The sequence below is a fragment of the Bradyrhizobium sp. MI1.3 genome, assembly GCF_055811695.1.
The window spans coordinates 1-16,921 of sequence record NZ_JBVVPQ010000111.1; the positions used below are offsets into that span (position 1 = coordinate 1).

Below are 16,921 nucleotides of genomic sequence, written 5' to 3' on the forward strand. Positions count from 1 at the left end.
TCCAGAATGCCGCCCTGCGCCGAGGTGTAGAGCGAGTAGTTGGCGGTCGTCACGGTGATGGAGCCGATGGTGGGCGTGCCGCCGATACGCGAATACGATGACACGAGGCTGAAGGTCGTCGGCGTCGTGGCGGTCGTGCTCAGCCAGTTGATGCCGTTGAAGGTCGCCGCACTGGCTGTCGCCTTCATCTGCTGCTGGATCTGGGTGACGTCGGCCTGGATCTTGCTGCGGTCGATACCGGCGGTCTTGGCTTCGACCAGCAGGGACTGGAGCTTGGTCAGCCCGGAGTCCTTGTCGCCGATGACCGTGGTCAGAGCGGTATATTCGGTGTCGACGGTCGCGGCCGACAGACCAAGCGAGTCGGAGACCGCCGAGAGCGCGGCGTTGTCGGCGCGCATAGACGTCGCGATCGACCAATAGGCAGCGTTGTCCGAGGCGGTCGAGACGCGCTGGCCGGTGGAGATGCGGGTCTGCGTGGTGGAGAGCTGCGAGCTCACAGACCGCAAGGTCTGGAGTGCGGTCATGGCGGTCGAGTTCGTAAGCAGGCTTGACATTGCGAATGTCCCTTTATGTACGCGTTACATTTTCACGAGGGGACATACCGGGCTTTCACCGGTACGGAGGGGCGGCATCATGCCTTTGGACTGATATGGGTGGGGTCCAACCCGCCGTGCCGCATTGCTAACACGCCGAATCTTGCGCGCAGATTAAGATCGGCTTGAATTACGCTGTAAAATCAGATGGTTAACAGTACCTATTGCTAACCATAGGGCGGTACTTCTCGCTAACCATAACCATCCGTCTGGCGCTCGTTGCCGCTACGAGAACGACCGCACCAGCCCGGAGGCGAGCAGGTTCCAGCCGTCGATCAGCACGAAGAACAGCATCTTGAACGGAAGTGCGAGGATCGTCGGCGGCATCATCATCATGCCCATCGACATGGTCAGCGTCGCCACGATCATGTCGATGACGAGGAACGGCAGGATAATGAGGAATCCGATTTCGAACGAGCGCCTGAGCTCGGAAATCATGAAGGCCGGAATGATGACGCGCATGTCGACGCGCTTGTCGTCGAACTTCCTGCGGAAGCTCTCCGCGGCCAGCGATTCGAACGTCTGCAGATCCTTGTCGCGAACATGGGCCAGCATGAATTCGCGGAACGGATCGGTGATCTTCAGATAGGCCTCTTCCTCCGATATCTCGTTCTTCATCAGCGGCTGGATGCCGGTTTCCCAGGCGCGGTCGAAGGTCGGCGCCATCACGTAGAAGGTCATGAACAGCGCGAGGCTGATCAGCACCAGATTTGCCGGCGTGGTCTGGAGGCCGAGACCGGCCCGCAGGAACGACAGCGCCACCGCAAATCGCGTGAAGCTCGTCACCATGATGAGCAGTCCCGGCGCCACGGACAGCACCGTGATCACCGCCATCAGCTGGATGATCCGGCCGCTGGTCGAGCCGTTGCCCGGCGGCAGCAGCGAATTGAGGTCCGGAATCTGGGCCAGTGCCACTTCGGGCAGCACGACCAGGAGCAACGCAAGCAGCAGGACTCTCAGTTTCACTGAATCACCAACGTCTCAATGATCAATTCGCGGATCTTGCCCGAGGAGCGGATATTGGCGCGTTCGGTCAGGTCGTCGCGCAGGTGCTGAAGCCCGCGCGATCCCTCGAACTGCGCCACCGTCGCCGACCGCAGATAGGTGACGATGTCCTCGCTGACATGGGCCGCCAGGATGCCGGCATCCTCGTCGCTCATGCTCTCGGTCACCATGGAGGCTTCGATGCGGGCCCAGTTGTTGGCCGGCGCGCCAAGATTGGTCACGATCGGGGACAGCTTCCTGAGCCGCGCGCTGCCGGCGTAGCTCGAGGCAAGAGGCGGCGGCGTGGCGGTTTTCTTCGCATCGGCGACGCGCTCGGCGGCCGCAAACAGATGCAGGCCGGCAAGCGCGCCCGCACCGATCGCGATCAGGGTCAACACCAGGATGGCTGCAATCAGGCGCATGACGTCCCCTGCCCCCGCGACGCGGCCCGACGGTCGCGCATCTCAGAACGGTGCCACGGCGTCATAGATCCGGTGTCCCCATCCAGGCTGCTGCACGTCAGAGAGATTTCCGCGACCGCCATAGGCCACGCGTGCCTCGGCGATCTTCTCGTAGGAGATCGTGTTGGTTCTCGAGATATCACGTGGACGCACGATGCCGCCGACGTTGAGCACGCGCATTTCCGTGTTGACCTTGAATTCCTGCGAGCCGCTGATCATCATATTGCCGTTCGGCAGCACGTCGGTGACGATGGCCGCGATCGACAGCTTGATATCCTCTGTGCGGTCGATCTGGCCGTTGCCCTTGATCTGGGTGTTGGTGTTGAGGTTGGCGCTCGTCGAGCCCTTGTCTTGCCATCCCGCAACGTCCATCAGCCAGTCGAGCCCGAACTTGATCTGCGAATCTCGCGAGCGGCCGGTCTTGTTGTCCAGCTTGGCCTTGTCCTGCATCGAGATGATCACCGTCACGACGTCGCCAACGCGCCGGGCGCGGGGATCGCGGTAGAGGTCGGTGCCATCGTCCCAGGTCGAGCGATAGCTGACGGGCGAGTGCATACGGGGCGTCACGGGAATCGGATCGGCCTGCGTCCTCAGCCCGCTCCCGACCGGCGACAATCGCGGGCCAGTCAGGACCTCGGCCGGATCAGTGACGCATCCGGCAAGCGAGAACAGCGACAGGATGAGGATCAGGTTCTTCATCTATTTGGTCTTTCCGTCATCCACGCGACGCATTCCGCCGAGCAGATCGGCGAGGTGCGCCGCGCGCCCCGTCTCCATCTCGTTGAAGATTGCGCTCGAGCTCCTCGGGCTGAGCTTTGCGAGCACGGCCGCAGCCGTCTCGTCTGCCATTCCGGCGATCTGGGTTGCGGCGGCATCCGGCTTCATGCGCGAGTAGATCTCGACGACGCTCGCTTCGGCCTTCTTCAGGAAGTCGTCGCGCAATGCCATCCACTTCTCATATTCCGCGCGCTTGGCCTCGACCTCGGCGATCCGCTCGCGCAGCTGGTTCTCGGCCTTCTCCAGCTCCTTGAGCTGCCAGGCCAGCCTTGCATCGACGGCGGGGTCGGCGACATTGCTGCAGAACAGGGCGACTTCGTTGTCCGCGGTTGCAGCGGCCGGGGGCGGCACCGGCTTCGGCGGTGCCGTGACGCTGCCGGGCTTGGCCGGTCGCGGCGCGGCTGTGGCTGCCGGCGCGGGCTTCTCGGAGGCCGGCACGGCACCCGTGGTCGCGGGTCCCGAATCTTCGGCTGCCCACGCCGTCGCTCGCATCGATGCATTGTCGCTCGGGATCGACGAGATCGGCTTCTGCGGGCCAGGCGCGCGGGCGCGTGCGAAGGACAGCAGGTTGAGCGGCTTCGACGGCTTGGCCTCATCCAGCGCCAGGACGGGCGAAGCGCTCGCGAGCGCGGAGGCCGCGACCAGGAGGAGGAGTTTGGCTTTATGATCCAGCTTCAACATCGGCCCGCGTACGATTCTCGGTCGAGAGAGCATTGAGCGACCAAGCTTGCACGGCGCTTACGCGTCATTGCACGATGACATCCGCCTGGAGGGCGCCGGCCGTCTTGATCGCCTGGAGGATCGCGATGATGCCGGATGGTTTCAGGCCGATCTGGTTCAGGCCGCGCACCAGGCGCTGGAGATCGACGCCGCTCAGGATCGCCACCTGCGATCCGGCTTCGTTGGCCTCGACCACGGTCTGGGGCACGACCACCGTCTGCCCTTTCGAGAAGGGCGCCGGTTGCGACACCACGGGAAGCTCGGTGACGCGGACCGTCAGATTGCCGTGCGTCACGGCAACGGTCGATATCCGTACGTCGCGTCCGATCACCACGGTGCCGGTACGTTCGTTGATCACGACCCGCGCCGGCGTGTCCGGCTCTACGGTCAGCTCGCCGATTTCGGCGAGGAAGCGGACCGGTCCGATATGGCGCGGCTTCGACAGCACGATGGTGCGGTAGTCGCGCTCGAAGGCGATCTGCGCGCGGTAGCGTCCGCCCGCGTAGCGATTGATGGCGTCGAGGATTCGCGTTGCGGTGACGAAGTCGGGGTTCTTGAGCTCCAGCACAAGATACTCCATTTCGTGGAGGCTACCCTGCACCTCGCGCTCGACCAGCGCGCCGTTCGGAATGCGGCCCGCGGTCGGCGTGCCCTGGCTGACGTTCTGGGCCTGACCGCCCACGCTGTAACCGGCGACCGTGACCGCGCCTTGCGCCACCGCGTAGACCGCACCGTCCGCCGCGCGCAGCGACGTCATCACCAGGGTGCCGCCGAGCAGCGAGGTCGCATCGCCGAGCGACGACACGGTCACGTCCATGCGCTCGCCCGCACCGATCGAGGGCTGCAGGTCCGCGGTCACCATCACGGCCGCGACATTGCGCGTGCGCAGCGTCGTCGGACGCGGCGGATTGTTGGTGCTCGTGGTCTCGTTCCGGACATTGATGCCCATGTTCTCGAGCATCGATTGCAGGGACTGCTCCGTGAACGGCGCATTGCGGAGCGTGTCGCCGGTGCCGTTCAGGCCGATGACGAGGCCGTAGCCGACGATCTGGTTTTCGCGCAATCCCTTGATGTCCGCGATGTCCTTGATGCGGACGGCGGCCTGGGCGCTGGCGGCGGAAACGAGCAGGACGAGCGCAAGCAGGACTCTGGTCATGACCCGTCCACGACCTTGACGGTGCCGTCCGGCTGGACGACGCCCCTGATGATCACGCCCGTATCGGTATTTCGTATCGGGATGAGCGCGCCGGGCGCACCCGACTGCATCGCTGCGCCGTAGGTCACGATCGACAGGCCGCTGTCTTCGACCACGACCTTGACCATCGCGCCGCGGGCGACCGTCCAGGGATCCTCCACCGAGTTGGTCGGGATCGGCTGGCCGGGGAGCAGCGCGCGACGCGCCATACGGCCGACCAGGACCTGGCGTCCTTCGATGAACATGGCCACGCCGAGCACGTTCGGCGCGAAGGCGCGCTCGGTGATCATGTCGTCCCGGATCAGCTCGCCGGCGCGGATCGAGACGGCCGGCACGGGAAGCCGCTTCTCCTCGGCCGCGGCGGGACGCGCCGAGACGAGAACCAGCAGCACGGCGGCCAACCCGCGCATGATCGAGCCCATCCTGTTCAACATGGATACACCGGAACTAGCGCATGCCCTTCGAGACCGTCTGGGCCATTTCATCCGAGGCCTGGATGACCTTGGCATTCATTTCGTAGGCACGCTGGGCAGAGATCAACTCGGTGATTTCCTTGACCGGGTCGACGTTCGAGGCTTCGAGATATTGCTGGTTGATCTTGCCGTAGCCGGAATCGCCGGGCAGCCCGACGACCGGCGTGCCGGACGCCGTGGTTTCGCGATAGAGATTGCTGCCCAGCGGTTCGAGGCCGGCCTCGTTGGCGAAATTGGCGAGGTTGAGCTGGCCGATTTGCCTCGGGTTCACTTCCGTATCCAGCTTGGCAAACACCTGTCCGGTCTGGTTGACCGTGACCTGGACCGTTCCCTGCGGCACCGTGATGGCGGGATCCAGCAGATAGCCGTCGGTCGTGACGAGCTGGCTGTTGGCATTGGTGTTAAACGAGCCGGCACGGGTATACTGCACCTCGTTGTTCGGGCCGAGCACCTGAAACCAGCCGCGGCCGTTGATCGCCATGTCGTAGGGATTGCCTGTCTGCGTGAGCGCGCCCTGGATGTGCAGCTTGCGGATCGCCGCCGACTTGACGCCGAGGCCGAGATTGGCGCCTTCCGGAATCGGCGAGGAGCCGCTGGTGTTGGCAACGCCCTGCATGCGGTCCATCTGGTAGAACAGATCGGTGAACTCGGCACGCGCCCGCTTGTACGACGTCGAGTTGATGTTGGCGATGTTGTTCGCGATGACTTCGATGTTGGTCTGTTGGGCGTTCATGCCCGTGGCCGCGATAGCAAGCGATTTCACAGCGTCACTCCTTGATCAGATCGACATCCGAACGACTTCTTGATAGGCCTGCACGACCTTGTCGCGAACTGCGACCGCCGTCTGCAAGGCCTGCTCGGCCGACATCAGCGCCTCCACGACGCGCCGCGTCGATTCCTTGCCCTGCATCGCCGAGATCGAGGCAGCCTCGCCCGCCTTCAGCGTCCCGATCGCGTCCGTCGTCACCTGCTTCATGACCGATTCGAATCCGACGTCGCCGCCGGACTGGATCGCGGGCGTGGCCGCCGGCGAGATGGCCTGCGCCTCGGTCGCGCGGCTCGCCGCCTGCGCAGTTGAGATCGCCGTGGATGAAATTGCTTCAAGCATTGTCAGCTCCTCAGCAGGTCGATGGTCATGCCCAGCATCGACCTCACCTGTTTCACGACCTGGAGATTGGCTTCATAGGAGCGGTTGACTTCCCGCATGTCCGCCATCTCGATCATCATGTTGACGTTCGGCAGCTTGACGTAGCCGGCCTTGTCGGCAGCGGGATGCCCCGGCTCGTACTCCACGCGGTACGGCGTGGTGTCGACCCCGATTTCCTTGACCTTCGCCAGCTGAGCGCCCGAGGCGCGGTCCATCGCGGCATCGAAGGTGATCGTCTTGCGTTGATAGGGATCGGCGCCCGCGGCGCGCCCTGTCGACGTCGCGTTGGCGAGGTTCTCCGAGACGATGCGCATGCGCGTCGACTGCGCTTCGAGCCCGGAGCTCGCGACCGTCAACGAGGATTGCAGTGAGTCCAGCATGTCAGTTCACCTCAGGTCTTCGCGCTCGACAGCAGCATGCGGTGAAACGACCGCACGATAGCCGAGTTCATCGAGTAGTCGCGACTGACGTCGCTGCCCTTGATCATTTCCTGCTCGAGACTGACGGAGTTGCCGGAGTGAACCACGTCCCAGCTGTCCTTCTTCGCGGTCGCCCGGGTGTCGCTCTCGGCAGCGGAGAGCTGCATGTGGGATGGCGCCGTCGTCGCGAGCCTCACCGGCATGCCATCGAGCACCTTGTTGAAGGGCTCGACGTCGCGCGCCTTGAAGCCCGGCGTGTTGGCGTTGGCGACGTTGGTGGCGATCGTCGATTGGCGGAGCTCGAGGTATCGCGCCTGCGACGATGCGAGTTCGAAGAGATAGAGCGGTCCCACGGCAGCACCATTCTGGTTCAGACGGTGTAACCTTAGGGTCGCAAGCTTTCGTCAGGCTGATGGAACAGACGCCGTCCTCGGAATTCTACTGGACCTTCTCGGATCGCGGCGTCTGCTTGGACTGCAGGAAGTAGATGATCTCGGCGACCGGCCGGAAGAACTCCGCCGGAATCACCTGGTCGACCTGAACCGCCTCGTAGAGCGCGCGCGCCAGCGCCTTGTTCTCGATCACCGGAATTCGGGTCTGCTCGGCGACTTCGCGGATCTTCAGCGCAATCACGTCCATGCCCTTCGCCACGACGATCGGGGCCGGATTTTCTTCGCGATTGTAGCGCAGCGCGATCGCGAAGTGCGTCGGGTTCGCGATCACCAACGTCGCGCGCGATGCGGAGGCGATCATGCGCTGGCGCGAGCGGTCGCGCGCCAGCGAGCGCAGGCGCGCCTTGATCAGCGGATCGCCTTCGGCCTGCTTGTGCTCGTCCTTGATCTCCTGCCGCGTCATGCGCAGCTCGCGCCGCCAGTGGAAGCGCGCCCAGGCGAGATCGACCGCGACCAGGACGATGGTCGCGATGCAGATCGCCGAGACGATTCGCATGGCGATATTGAGAATCATCTCCGGCAGCGCGACCGGATCAGTGTACATCGCCTCGAACGCCTTCGCTTCCGACGAGCGCAGAACGAACACGACGACGATAGTCACCGCGGCGAGCTTGAACAGCGACTTGGCGAACTCGACAAGGCCCTGCGATCCAAACAGCCGGCTCCAGCCGCTGAGCGGCGAGATTCGCGAAAGGTCCGGCGTGATGCGCTGGAGCACCAGGCTGGGAGCATTTTGCAACAGCGACGCTGCCAGCCCGAACACCGACAGAGTGACGACTAGCGGCACCAGGAATCGCAATGCCTGAAGGCCTACCACGGTAAGAAGATTGAGGGCGTCGGCCCCGGTGCTGAGAGGGAAACCGTCGGGATCATCGAGAAAGCCCGTCAGCATCGGCGTCAATTGCTGCACGCCCTGACCGATCAGAAACATCTGGATCACCATCAGCGCGGCCATCGAGGCGAAGATGGAAGCCTCCCGAGAGACCGGGATTTTGCCCTGTTCGAGCGCATCGCGGACTTTCTTCTCGGTCGGCTCTTCTGTCTTGCTCTCCTGATCGGTTGTTTCTGCCATGCCGGTTCAGCGGTCAGCGGAAGACCAGCTCATCCTCCTGCTCGGGGTTGAGCTCGATTTCGCCCTTTTCCGCGAGGTCGAGCGCGAGGTCGGTGATCACGCGCCGCGCCTCCAGCACATCGCGCTGGTTCGACGGTTCGCCAATGGCGAGTTCGTGCTCGACGACCCGGCGGACGCGCGAGGCGACCGAGGACAGGATCATCTCGCGGAAGTGCTTGTCGGTGCCCTTCAGCGCGATGACGATGCGATCGGTCGGCACCTGGTCGAAGATCATGGTGCGCGCCTTCGGCGTCAGGTTGGTCACGTCGTCGAAGGTGAAGAGCAGCTCCTTCAGCACTTCGGCCGACTTCGGCCGCTTCTCCGACAGGCTCTTGAGCATGTCCTCGATGTGTCCGCGCTCCATCTTGTTGATGATGTCGGCGACGCGGGCATAAGTGTCCGCTCCGAGGTTGCGGGCGAAGTTCAGCGTCAAATCCTCATGCAGCGTCTTCTCGAGGACCCTCAGGGCGTCGTCGACGATCGGCTTGAGGCTGAGCACGCGCCGCATCAGCTCGTTGCGCAGGCTCGACGGCAGCTGGCTCATGACCTTGGCGGCGCAGGACGGCTTGACCTTGGACAGGATGAGCGCCGCGGTCTGCGGATGCTCCTTGGACAGGTAGCTTGCCAGCGAGTTTTCCGACACCGACGAGACGCGGTCCCACACGGACCGGCTCGAATTGCCGAGCAGGTCCGACATGATGGCCGAGACCTGGTCGGCCGGAAGCACGTCGCCGAGCACGGCTTCCAGGCCGCCGAGGGTGCCGAGAATGTTGGCGCCCATCGAGAATTGCTGGGCGAACTCCTCGACGATCGCTTCGAGTTCCTGCGCCGTGATCGGCCGCAGCTCGGCCGCGGCCTTTGTAACGGTGCGGATATCCTGCGGCTCGAACTGCGCGAGCACGCTCGCGGCCGCCTGCCGGCCCATGGCGAGCAGGAGTGCCGCGACCTTCTCCGTCCCGCCCAGCGTGGCAACGCCTCGCTGCTTGATGGGAGCCATGCCGACCTGTGCCGCCATGGTCAGGTATCACCCTGTCCCAACGGCCCGACAATTTCGGTGAGCGAGACGCCGAAGCGGGAATTGTCTTCTTCGACCACGACCACCTCGCCGCGGGCGACGACGCGGCCGTTGACGACGACGTCGACGGGTTCGCCGACCCGATGGTCGAGCGGAACCACCGCGCCGCGGCCGAGCTTCATCAGATTTGCCACCGGAATGGTGGCCGATCCCAGCACCACCTGCATGGTCACGGGAATGCGCAGAATGGCATCGACATTGGCGAACTTGCCGGTCTCCTCCGCAGTGCGCGCGGCGATCTCCGCCAGCCGCTCCAGCGGAGATGTCTCGGTATGCCCCTCGTCGGACGCCGATGCTGACTCATAATCGAAGGATTGCGCCATCTGGTATCGCCTCTTGGTATTTCCACTCCCGGAGCGCCGCGACGTTCCGACCGTATTTATTCCGCCGGTTTCGGCTTCAATGCTTGTTCACGTCGGCGCCGCCCGCGGTCGCCGCGGATCCGAGCCCACTCCTCGCATCGAGCGCCGCGATCGCCTCGTTGGCCTGATCGATCTTCGTGCTCAGCACGTTGGCGAGCCGCCCGAGATTTGCGGTAGAATCATGCGCCGCGGTGATGACCGTGTCGAAGGTGCCCGCCGTCTCCTGGACGATCGTCGAGAACTCGCCCTGGTAGCTGCGCAGCCGCGCCAGCTCACGATGCATCCGGGTCACCCGCATGCTGGTGAAGGCGAGCGCGATCAGCAGCACGGCATCAACGAGATAGGATATCATCGACGAACTCCCGTTTCTGATCGACGGGATCTGCCACCTGCATGGCGTAATAGCCATCAAGCTGGCCGATCTGACACCAGAACAGCACCTGGTTGTTGCTCTCGAGCCGGGCCAGCGTGCGCGGCGTGGCTTCGAGCTCGAGCACCTGTCCGACCTGGAACTTCACAACGTCGCCGAGCGAAATCATCTTCTCGTCCAGCACGGCGCTCAGCGTCACCTCGGTGCGGTGAACCTCGGTCTCCATCTGCTCGCGCCAGCGCGGATCGGCCGCGCGGCCGTCGCTGACGACGACGGTCGCGAGCTTCTGCCTGAGCGGGTTGAGCGCGGAGTGCGGAATGATGAGGAACATCTGACCGCCGCGGTAGAGCGCCTGCAGCATGATGTTCGCGCAGATCGACATGTTGCCGCTCCGCCCGATCGCCAGCGACGCCATGGCGGTCTCGACCCGCTCGACGCGGAAGGTGACGTTGGAGGTGCCGGCGAAAGCGGATTGCAGCGCCTTGGCGAACCGCTCGAACAGCGCCTGGACCAGGCGGATCTCGATGTTCGAGAAGCTGCGCTCGACGTCGAGCGGCGGTTCGGCGCCATCGGAGCCGAACATCGCCTCGACCATCGTGAACACGAAGTCGCGGTCGAGCATGATGATGATGCGGGAGTCCCACTGCTCGGCATAGAGCACGGCCGCAACCGCGTTGGCCTCGTAGTCCTTGACGATGTCGCCGACACGGTCGTTGGTGATGCCGTTGACCGAAAAATAGCATGGCGTTCCAGCCATCGGCTGCAGGCTGTCCGTGCACGATGCCGCCATGCGATCGAAGATCACATTGAGCATCGGCATGCGCTCGATCGAGATGCCGGCGGCGTCCAGCAGATAGTTCGGCAGCGGTTTGCGCTGATCGACGTCGAGGGCTTCCATCATGATGCGCGCGCAGCCTTCGGTTCAGCTTCGGTCACGACCGCCTTGGGGCCCGCGATCGTCTCGTTCTCGACGACGTCGATCGAGGGCCGCTCGGGGCTCGCGATCATCTTGCGGCCGTGCTCGACGGCGATCTGCGGCATGGCGCCGTTCATGAACGCCAGCAGCGTCTGCTTGACGATGATGTAGGGCCGGCAACGCTTCTCCCGCGTCATCTTCACCTTCATCGCGAAGGGCGAAATGATGCCGTAGGACAGGAAAATGCCGGCGAAAGTGCCGACGAGGGCGGCGCCGATGAAGCCGCCCAGCAGCTTCGGCGACTGGTCGAGTGCGCCCATGGCCTTGATGACGCCGAGCACCGCGGCGACGATGCCGAGCGCAGGCAGAGCTTCCGAGACCACCACCAGCGCGTGGTAGGGCGCCAGCTTGCTCTTCACGATGGTGTGGATCTCCTCGTCCATCAGCGCTTCGATCTCGTGCGTTCGCGCATTACCCATGATGATGAGACGGACGTAATCGCAGATAAACTGGAGCAGCGACGGATCTCCGAGCACGCTCGGGAACGCCTTGAAGATCTCGGAGGACGCGGGATCGTCGATATGCGCCTCGACCTCGTTGCGGCCCTTGCCCCGCAGCTCCCGCATCAGCGCGTGCAGCGCGCCGAGCAGATCGAGATAGTAGCGCTGGCCGGGCACCGCCCCCGTCACTGCCTGCACGCAGGCAAGCCCGGTATCCGCGACCGTCTTCCAGGGATTGGCCATGATGAAGGTGCCGGCCGCGGTGCCCATGATGATCACGAACTCCCACGGCTGCATGAGCACGCCCAGATGCCCGCCCATGGCGGCGAATCCGCCCAGCAGTGCCGCTACCGTGATGACGATCCCCACGAAACTGCCCAACGCGCCGCTCCATCACCGATCCCATCGGGAATATCTAGTCGGCGAGCCTTGCGCGAGGCTGGCTTCCCCCTCGCCAGCCTCGCGCAAGCGATTCACGGCAGCTTGGGACGACGTCGCGAGAGCGGCCAGAGGGGCGCGGGTCATGCTATCCACCATCGCGGACTACACCAGACTGACCAAGGACATGGGCAAGTCGCTGACACAGGTCGCGACGCAGCCGGATGTCAGCCGCGATACCGATTACTTCCTCAGCCACATCGGCAACGTGAAGACCATCGACGACTTCCTGAAGGACTATCGCCTCTATTCCTACGCGATGAAGGCATATGGCCTCAGCGACATGACCTACGCCAAGGCGTTCATGCGCAAGGTGCTGACCGAGGGTATCGCCGACAACAAGACCTTCGCCAACAAGCTGACCGACACCCGCTACCGGCAATTCGCCGCCGCGTTCAATTTCGCCGCCCTTGGCGACAAGGCGACACAAACCGCCGCGGCCACGGCCGGCACGGCGACCCAATACGTCACGCAGACGATGGAGGAGAAGGCCGGCGACCAGAACGAGGGCCTGCGGCTGGCGCTCTATTTCACGCGCAAGGCCTCCACGATCACCAATTCCTACCAGATCCTCGCGGACAAGGCGATGACGCAAGTGGTCCAGACGGCGCTCGGCCTGCCGTCGACGATCAGTTCGGCTGATATCGATGCCCAGGCCAAGATGATCACGAGCAAGATCAAGCTCACCGATTTCCAGGACCCGGCCAAGGTCACCAAATTCGTGCAGCGCTTCGCGGCGATGTGGGATGCGACCCAGGCCCAGAGCGACACCTCGACCAGCCCGGCGCTGGTCCTGATCGGCGGCGCCGCACCGTCGATCAGCATGGATAGCAACGTGCTCACGACACTTCAGAACATCAAGTTCAACAGGTAAGTCATGCAATCGGCCCTCTATGTAGGATTGTCGGCGCAGGTCGCCCTCGAAAAGCGCCTCCAGACGATCGCCAACAACGTCGCCAACGTCAACACGGCGGCGTTCCGCACCGACGTGGTGAAGTTCGAGACGGTGCTGTCCAAGGCGGGCGCGAACCCGGTCGCCTTTTCCTCGCCCGGCGACAACATCATCTCGCGCGAGATGGGCAGCATCACCGAGAGCGGCAACCCGCTCGACGTCGCCGTGGTCGGACAGGGCTGGATCGCCTTCGCCGGTCCGAACGGCACGGTCTATACGCGCGACGGCCGCCTCCAGATCGCCGCCAACGGCGACCTTCAGACCGTGTCCGGCTTCCCGGTCATCGATTCCGGCGGCGCGCAGATCACCCTCGATCCGAACGGCGGACCGGTCTCGATCGCGCGCAGCGGCGCGATCACCCAGGACAACAACGAAATCGGCACCATCGGCCTGTTCAACATTCCCGCCGACGCCAATCTCGACCGCTACGGCAATTCGGGCGTCACGCCCAACCGGCCTGCGACAGCCATCGCCGACTTCTCCCGCGACGGCTTCAAGCAGGGCTATGTCGAGGGCTCCGGCGCCAATCCGATGATGGAATTGACGAAGCTGATCGCGGCCTCGCGCGCCTTCGACGGCACCAATTCGATGATCGAGGGCACCGAGAGCTCGCTCCAGAACGCAATCCGGACGCTGGGCGAACCCGGCAAATAGACTGCGCTCCGCGCGCAATGAGGTTGGACGGTTTCCTTGAACGCTCTTCGGCAACTTGAGTGGGCGCTGCTGGAGCTTCAGCAGAGCACTCCCCTGGCAAGCGTCAGCGGCGCGATCTCCGAGATCGCGTCGACACATTTCCGCGTCTCCGGCCTGTCGCGCTTCGTCAGGCTCGGCGAACTGATCGGCGTCAACTCCGGCGGCAAGCCCCAGATCGGCGAGGTGGTGCGGATCGACAGCGAAGGCATCATCGCCAAGCCGTTCGACCGGCAGTTCGCCGGCGGCCTCGGCTCGGTCGCCTACCGGATGCCCCCACTGTCCTTCGCGCCAGATCCGAGCTGGAAGGGCCGCGTCATCAACGCGCTCGGAGCGCCGCTGGACGGACAGGGCCCTCTCACCCCCGGGTCGCGTCCGGTCTCGGCCGAGGCGGAGGCGCCTTCGGCCATGAAGCGCGCGCGGGTCCACAAGCCGCTGCGCACCGGCGTACGCGTCATCGACCTGTTCGCCCCGATCTGCGCCGGCCAGCGCGTCGGCATCTTTGCCGGTTCCGGCGTCGGTAAATCGACGCTACTTGCGATGCTCGCCCGCAGTCAGGGCTTCGACACCGTCGTGCTGGCGCTGGTCGGCGAGCGCGGCCGCGAGGTGCGCGAGTTCATCGAGGACGTGCTGGGCGCCGATCGTCACCGCGCCGTCACGATCGTGTCGACGGGAGACGAGAGCCCGATGATGCGACGACTGGCGCCGAAGACGGCCATGGCGGTCGCCGAATATTTCCGCGACCGCGGCGAATCGGTCCTCCTCATGGTCGATTCGATCACCCGCTTCGCCCACGCAGCCCGTGAAGTTGCGCTCGCCGCCGGCGAGCCCGCGGTCGCACGCGGCTACGCACCCACCGTCTTCACCGATCTGCCGCGCCTTCTGGAGCGCGCCGGCCCCGGCGAGGAGGGGTCCGGGACGATCACCGGGATTTTCTCCGTGCTGGTGGACGGCGACGATCACAACGAGCCGATCGCCGATACCATCCGCAGCACACTCGATGGACACATCGTGCTCTCCAGGCACATCGCCGACCAGGCGCGCTACCCGGCGGTGGACGTTCTGGGTTCGGTCTCCCGCCTCGCCCATAACGTCTGGGATCCCGAAGAGCGCGAATTGGTGAGCAAGCTGCGCGCCATGATCGCCAAATACGAGGACACGCGCGACCTTCGCCTGATGGGCGGATACCAAACGGGACGTGATTCGGGGCTCGATCAGGCGGTCGACATGGTTCCGAGAATCTACGGCGCGATGAGGCAGGACGCCTCGGCTGCGCCTAGCGCCGATCCGTTTCGCGAACTGCGGGATATGCTCAAGGGCGACTAGCAAGTCTCAACTTGGGTCGGCCGCGAGGCGCCCGCGATCGCACCTTGCTCGTTGTTTTCGACAGGCGATTGCGCATGCCGCCACGCTTACAGCGCATGCGCCTGCGCGACCGTCTCCGGTTTCGGCCGTGATCTTCTCCACCGTTCGGGTGAGGCAGCCGCGCCGAATGCGACTCCATCCTCCGGCCCGGACAACCGCCGCGTGTACTTCCTGTGAGTTCCCTCGGACAATTCTTGGCAGAACGCACAAGTTGTGGATGACATGCCGAGGCACATCGTCGTCGTGCACAAGCTTCGATCAACTTGCATCAACGACTGCCAACAATGGGCCGTGCAATAAAACTGTCGCATAGTCGCGTGCATGTTGCTGGTGGGACAGCGTATTGCGTTCACCATCATGTGTCCCCGAAGCGCGAGATTGTCTTGAACGTTACATTCGCCTGCGACGACATCCAGTCTCCGAGAGGGTCTCTACTTGATTTTGTTGAGAAGCTCATTCATCGTTTCGTCGAAGATAAGAAACGTCTGCGTGTGACTTGAACCTTAGGGGCTTCGGTTGAACTACTCCGATCCATCGTCTGCTGGCGACGGCTACTCGGGCTCCCGTGCGACGACGCCGCGAATGGCATATCATCAGCAACACCGCTTCCCGCGCCATAGCTTGCAATGCCCATCGGTCCGGGTCGGGCGCCGGGCAGTCCGTGCCTTTATGCGAGGGAAGAGCACGGTGCATGTATCGGACATTGCCGGTGCTGCAGCTTCTCGCGAACGGCTGGTGCGCAACGACCGAAGGCGGCTCCGGGGCGCCGCAAACGTTTTTCCCGGGGCAAGGTAGGAATTCATGCCATTGGCAAGAGAAGCCGTGGAGCTGCTGGTTCAGGCGGCGAGGGCTTGGTATTTCGAAGGCAATCAGCATGGGTTGCGCGATCGAGAATGGATGGCGCTGCGCTTCCTCGGCCGCGCCAACAGGTTTTCGCGCACGCCGTCCGCGCTGGCCGGCTTCATCGGCGCCACCAGGGCCACTGCATCGCAGATCGTGAAGACGCTGGAGGGCAAATCCTTCCTGGTGCGAAAGCCGTCGCACGAAGACAAGCGTTCTGTCGTGCTGCACGTCACTGCGCAGGGCGAGAAGTGCCTGAGCCAGCACGATCCGATCAATCACGTGCTGAACGCGGTCACCGCGCTCGGACCCGACGAGTGCGTCAGGCTGCGCGATTCGCTGCGCGAGATCCTCAATCACCTCGACGCGGCGCATCAGCGGCTCGATGCCAGCATCTGCCGAGACTGCATGTTTCTCGCCGAACGCGGGCCGGGTACCGGCAAGGGACGCGCAACGGCCGAATTCATGTGCCGGCTGTATCGCGCGCCGGTTTCGCTGGAGGAGACCGAACTGCTCTGCACCAGTTTCGAGCGCACCCGCGACCGTCCCAAGATCGAGGAGCACCTCGACCGCGCGCGCGTCGCGAACCAAGGGTAAGGCACGCGTTATTTCCGCGCGCGGATTCTGCGCTACTTGCGGAAGATTGCGCAGCGTTGGCGAGAACGAAATGTGGCGCACACTCCGTCAAACCGTCATTGCGAGCGCAGCGACGTGTCCGCCGAAGCTTAGCGAAGGCGGAAGCAATCCAGAATCCCTCCGCGGCGGCCGACTGGATTGCTTCGCTGCGCTCGCAATGACGGCGTATGAGGCGGCAGCTTCGTCCTCCCAGCACCACTGTCATTCCCCGCGAGAGCGGGGAATCCAGTACGCCGCGGCTTCTCGGTTCAATCATAACTGTCTCGGAATACTGGATCGCCCGGTCAAGCCGGGCGATGACAGGGAGTGTGTAGCCGCAGACACGGCTTCGCGTCCTCGCGGCGCGTTCGCCCGAGCTTTGCCTGGTGATTCCACCCTCTTGTCCAAGAGGGCGCAGGGAAGGCCGGGTGCCGGCTGGCACCCGCGGTCCGCTGCGCGAAAAGCA

Annotated in this window: 21 protein-coding genes; 4 read left to right on the plus strand and 17 right to left on the minus strand. The window is 64.1% G+C overall.

What is annotated here, in order from left to right; genetic code table 11:
* The 17 genes from AC0L3A_RS37810 to motA all read right to left on the minus strand — a co-directional run.
* Nucleotides 1-554, minus strand: a 554-nt coding sequence (locus AC0L3A_RS37810; RefSeq protein ID WP_473256297.1) for a flagellin N-terminal helical domain-containing protein, incomplete at its 3' end; no start/stop codon positions are given.
* 264 nt (nt 555-818) lie between these two features.
* Nucleotides 819-1,559, minus strand: coding sequence for a flagellar type III secretion system pore protein FliP (gene fliP / locus AC0L3A_RS37815; RefSeq protein WP_007595877.1), 741 nt, complete (start codon nt 1,557-1,559; stop codon nt 819-821).
* Nucleotides 1,556-1,999 carry a flagellar basal body-associated FliL family protein gene (locus tag AC0L3A_RS37820; protein WP_007595878.1) on the minus strand — a complete coding sequence of 148 codons (444 nt, stop codon included), beginning with the start codon at nt 1,997-1,999 and terminating at the stop codon, nt 1,556-1,558. Before AC0L3A_RS37820 ends, fliP begins: the two co-directional genes overlap by 4 nt.
* A gap of 42 nt (nt 2,000-2,041) precedes the next feature.
* The gene (gene flgH, locus AC0L3A_RS37825) at nt 2,042-2,737 is read right to left on the minus strand and encodes a flagellar basal body L-ring protein FlgH (RefSeq protein ID WP_219681280.1); all 696 of its coding nucleotides are present in this window, start codon (nt 2,735-2,737) and stop codon (nt 2,042-2,044) included.
* Nucleotides 2,738-3,496 carry a MotE family protein gene (locus tag AC0L3A_RS37830; RefSeq protein ID WP_007595880.1) on the minus strand — a complete coding sequence of 253 codons (759 nt, stop codon included), beginning with the start codon at nt 3,494-3,496 and terminating at the stop codon, nt 2,738-2,740. It lies immediately after the preceding gene.
* Nucleotides 3,497-3,560: 64 nt separating this feature from the next.
* Nucleotides 3,561-4,691 carry a flagellar basal body P-ring protein FlgI gene (flgI, locus tag AC0L3A_RS37835; protein WP_007595884.1) on the minus strand — a complete coding sequence of 377 codons (1,131 nt, stop codon included), beginning with the start codon at nt 4,689-4,691 and terminating at the stop codon, nt 3,561-3,563.
* Nucleotides 4,688-5,164, minus strand: coding sequence for a flagellar basal body P-ring formation chaperone FlgA (gene flgA, locus AC0L3A_RS37840; protein WP_083869858.1), 477 nt, complete (start codon nt 5,162-5,164; stop codon nt 4,688-4,690). The genes flgI and flgA overlap by 4 nt, the downstream gene beginning before the upstream one ends.
* Nucleotides 5,165-5,177: 13 nt before the next feature.
* Nucleotides 5,178-5,966: a flagellar basal-body rod protein FlgG gene (gene flgG, locus AC0L3A_RS37845; RefSeq protein WP_007595892.1), complete on the minus strand. Its 789-nt coding sequence runs from the start codon at nt 5,964-5,966 to the stop codon at nt 5,178-5,180.
* Nucleotides 5,967-5,981: 15 nt separating this feature from the next.
* Nucleotides 5,982-6,311 carry a flagellar hook-basal body complex protein FliE gene (gene fliE, locus AC0L3A_RS37850; RefSeq protein ID WP_007595893.1) on the minus strand — a complete coding sequence of 110 codons (330 nt, stop codon included), beginning with the start codon at nt 6,309-6,311 and terminating at the stop codon, nt 5,982-5,984.
* Nucleotides 6,312-6,313: 2 nt separating this feature from the next.
* Nucleotides 6,314-6,730, minus strand: a complete 417-nt coding sequence (flgC, locus tag AC0L3A_RS37855) for a flagellar basal body rod protein FlgC (protein WP_007595894.1) — start codon at nt 6,728-6,730, stop codon at nt 6,314-6,316.
* Nucleotides 6,731-6,741: 11 nt separating this feature from the next.
* Nucleotides 6,742-7,122 carry a flagellar basal body rod protein FlgB gene (gene flgB / locus AC0L3A_RS37860; RefSeq protein ID WP_354160444.1) on the minus strand — a complete coding sequence of 127 codons (381 nt, stop codon included), beginning with the start codon at nt 7,120-7,122 and terminating at the stop codon, nt 6,742-6,744.
* An 85-nt stretch (nt 7,123-7,207) separates the two neighbouring features.
* Nucleotides 7,208-8,293: a flagellar biosynthesis protein FlhB gene (gene flhB / locus AC0L3A_RS37865; protein ID WP_473256298.1), complete on the minus strand. Its 1,086-nt coding sequence runs from the start codon at nt 8,291-8,293 to the stop codon at nt 7,208-7,210.
* Nucleotides 8,294-8,306: 13 nt separating this feature from the next.
* Nucleotides 8,307-9,347: a flagellar motor switch protein FliG gene (locus AC0L3A_RS37870; RefSeq protein ID WP_007595897.1), complete on the minus strand. Its 1,041-nt coding sequence runs from the start codon at nt 9,345-9,347 to the stop codon at nt 8,307-8,309.
* A gap of 2 nt (nt 9,348-9,349) precedes the next feature.
* Entirely contained in the window at nt 9,350-9,730 is a 381-nt protein-coding gene (gene fliN / locus AC0L3A_RS37875; RefSeq protein WP_007595899.1) for a flagellar motor switch protein FliN, read from the minus strand.
* Between the two features lie 76 nt (nt 9,731-9,806).
* A complete protein-coding gene (locus tag AC0L3A_RS37880) occupies nt 9,807-10,121 on the minus strand; it encodes a hypothetical protein (protein WP_007595901.1) in 315 nt (104 codons plus the stop codon).
* Complete coding sequence (locus AC0L3A_RS37885; RefSeq protein ID WP_007595903.1) at nt 10,102-11,040, minus strand: flagellar motor switch protein FliM; 939 nt, start codon at nt 11,038-11,040, stop codon at nt 10,102-10,104. Before AC0L3A_RS37885 ends, AC0L3A_RS37880 begins: the two co-directional genes overlap by 20 nt.
* On the minus strand, nt 11,037-11,936 hold the full coding sequence (gene motA / locus AC0L3A_RS37890) for a flagellar motor stator protein MotA (protein ID WP_354160439.1): 900 nt from the start codon (nt 11,934-11,936) through the stop codon (nt 11,037-11,039). Before motA ends, AC0L3A_RS37885 begins: the two co-directional genes overlap by 4 nt.
* Before the next feature lie 142 nt (nt 11,937-12,078).
* On the opposite strand from motA, the gene AC0L3A_RS37895 reads away from it, so the two are divergent.
* The 4 genes from AC0L3A_RS37895 to AC0L3A_RS37910 all read left to right on the plus strand — a co-directional run bounded on the left by AC0L3A_RS37895 (nt 12,079) and on the right by AC0L3A_RS37910 (nt 16,437).
* Nucleotides 12,079-12,867 carry a DUF1217 domain-containing protein gene (locus AC0L3A_RS37895; RefSeq protein WP_473256299.1) on the plus strand — a complete coding sequence of 263 codons (789 nt, stop codon included), beginning with the start codon at nt 12,079-12,081 and terminating at the stop codon, nt 12,865-12,867.
* A gap of 3 nt (nt 12,868-12,870) precedes the next feature.
* Nucleotides 12,871-13,599, plus strand: a complete 729-nt coding sequence (flgF, locus tag AC0L3A_RS37900; protein WP_007595915.1) for a flagellar basal-body rod protein FlgF — start codon at nt 12,871-12,873, stop codon at nt 13,597-13,599.
* A gap of 36 nt (nt 13,600-13,635) precedes the next feature.
* A complete protein-coding gene (fliI, locus tag AC0L3A_RS37905; protein WP_007595917.1) occupies nt 13,636-14,961 on the plus strand; it encodes a flagellar protein export ATPase FliI in 1,326 nt (441 codons plus the stop codon).
* 840 nt (nt 14,962-15,801) lie between these two features.
* Nucleotides 15,802-16,437 carry a MarR family winged helix-turn-helix transcriptional regulator gene (locus AC0L3A_RS37910; RefSeq protein ID WP_007595918.1) on the plus strand — a complete coding sequence of 212 codons (636 nt, stop codon included), beginning with the start codon at nt 15,802-15,804 and terminating at the stop codon, nt 16,435-16,437.
* Nucleotides 16,438-16,921 lie beyond the last annotated feature (484 nt).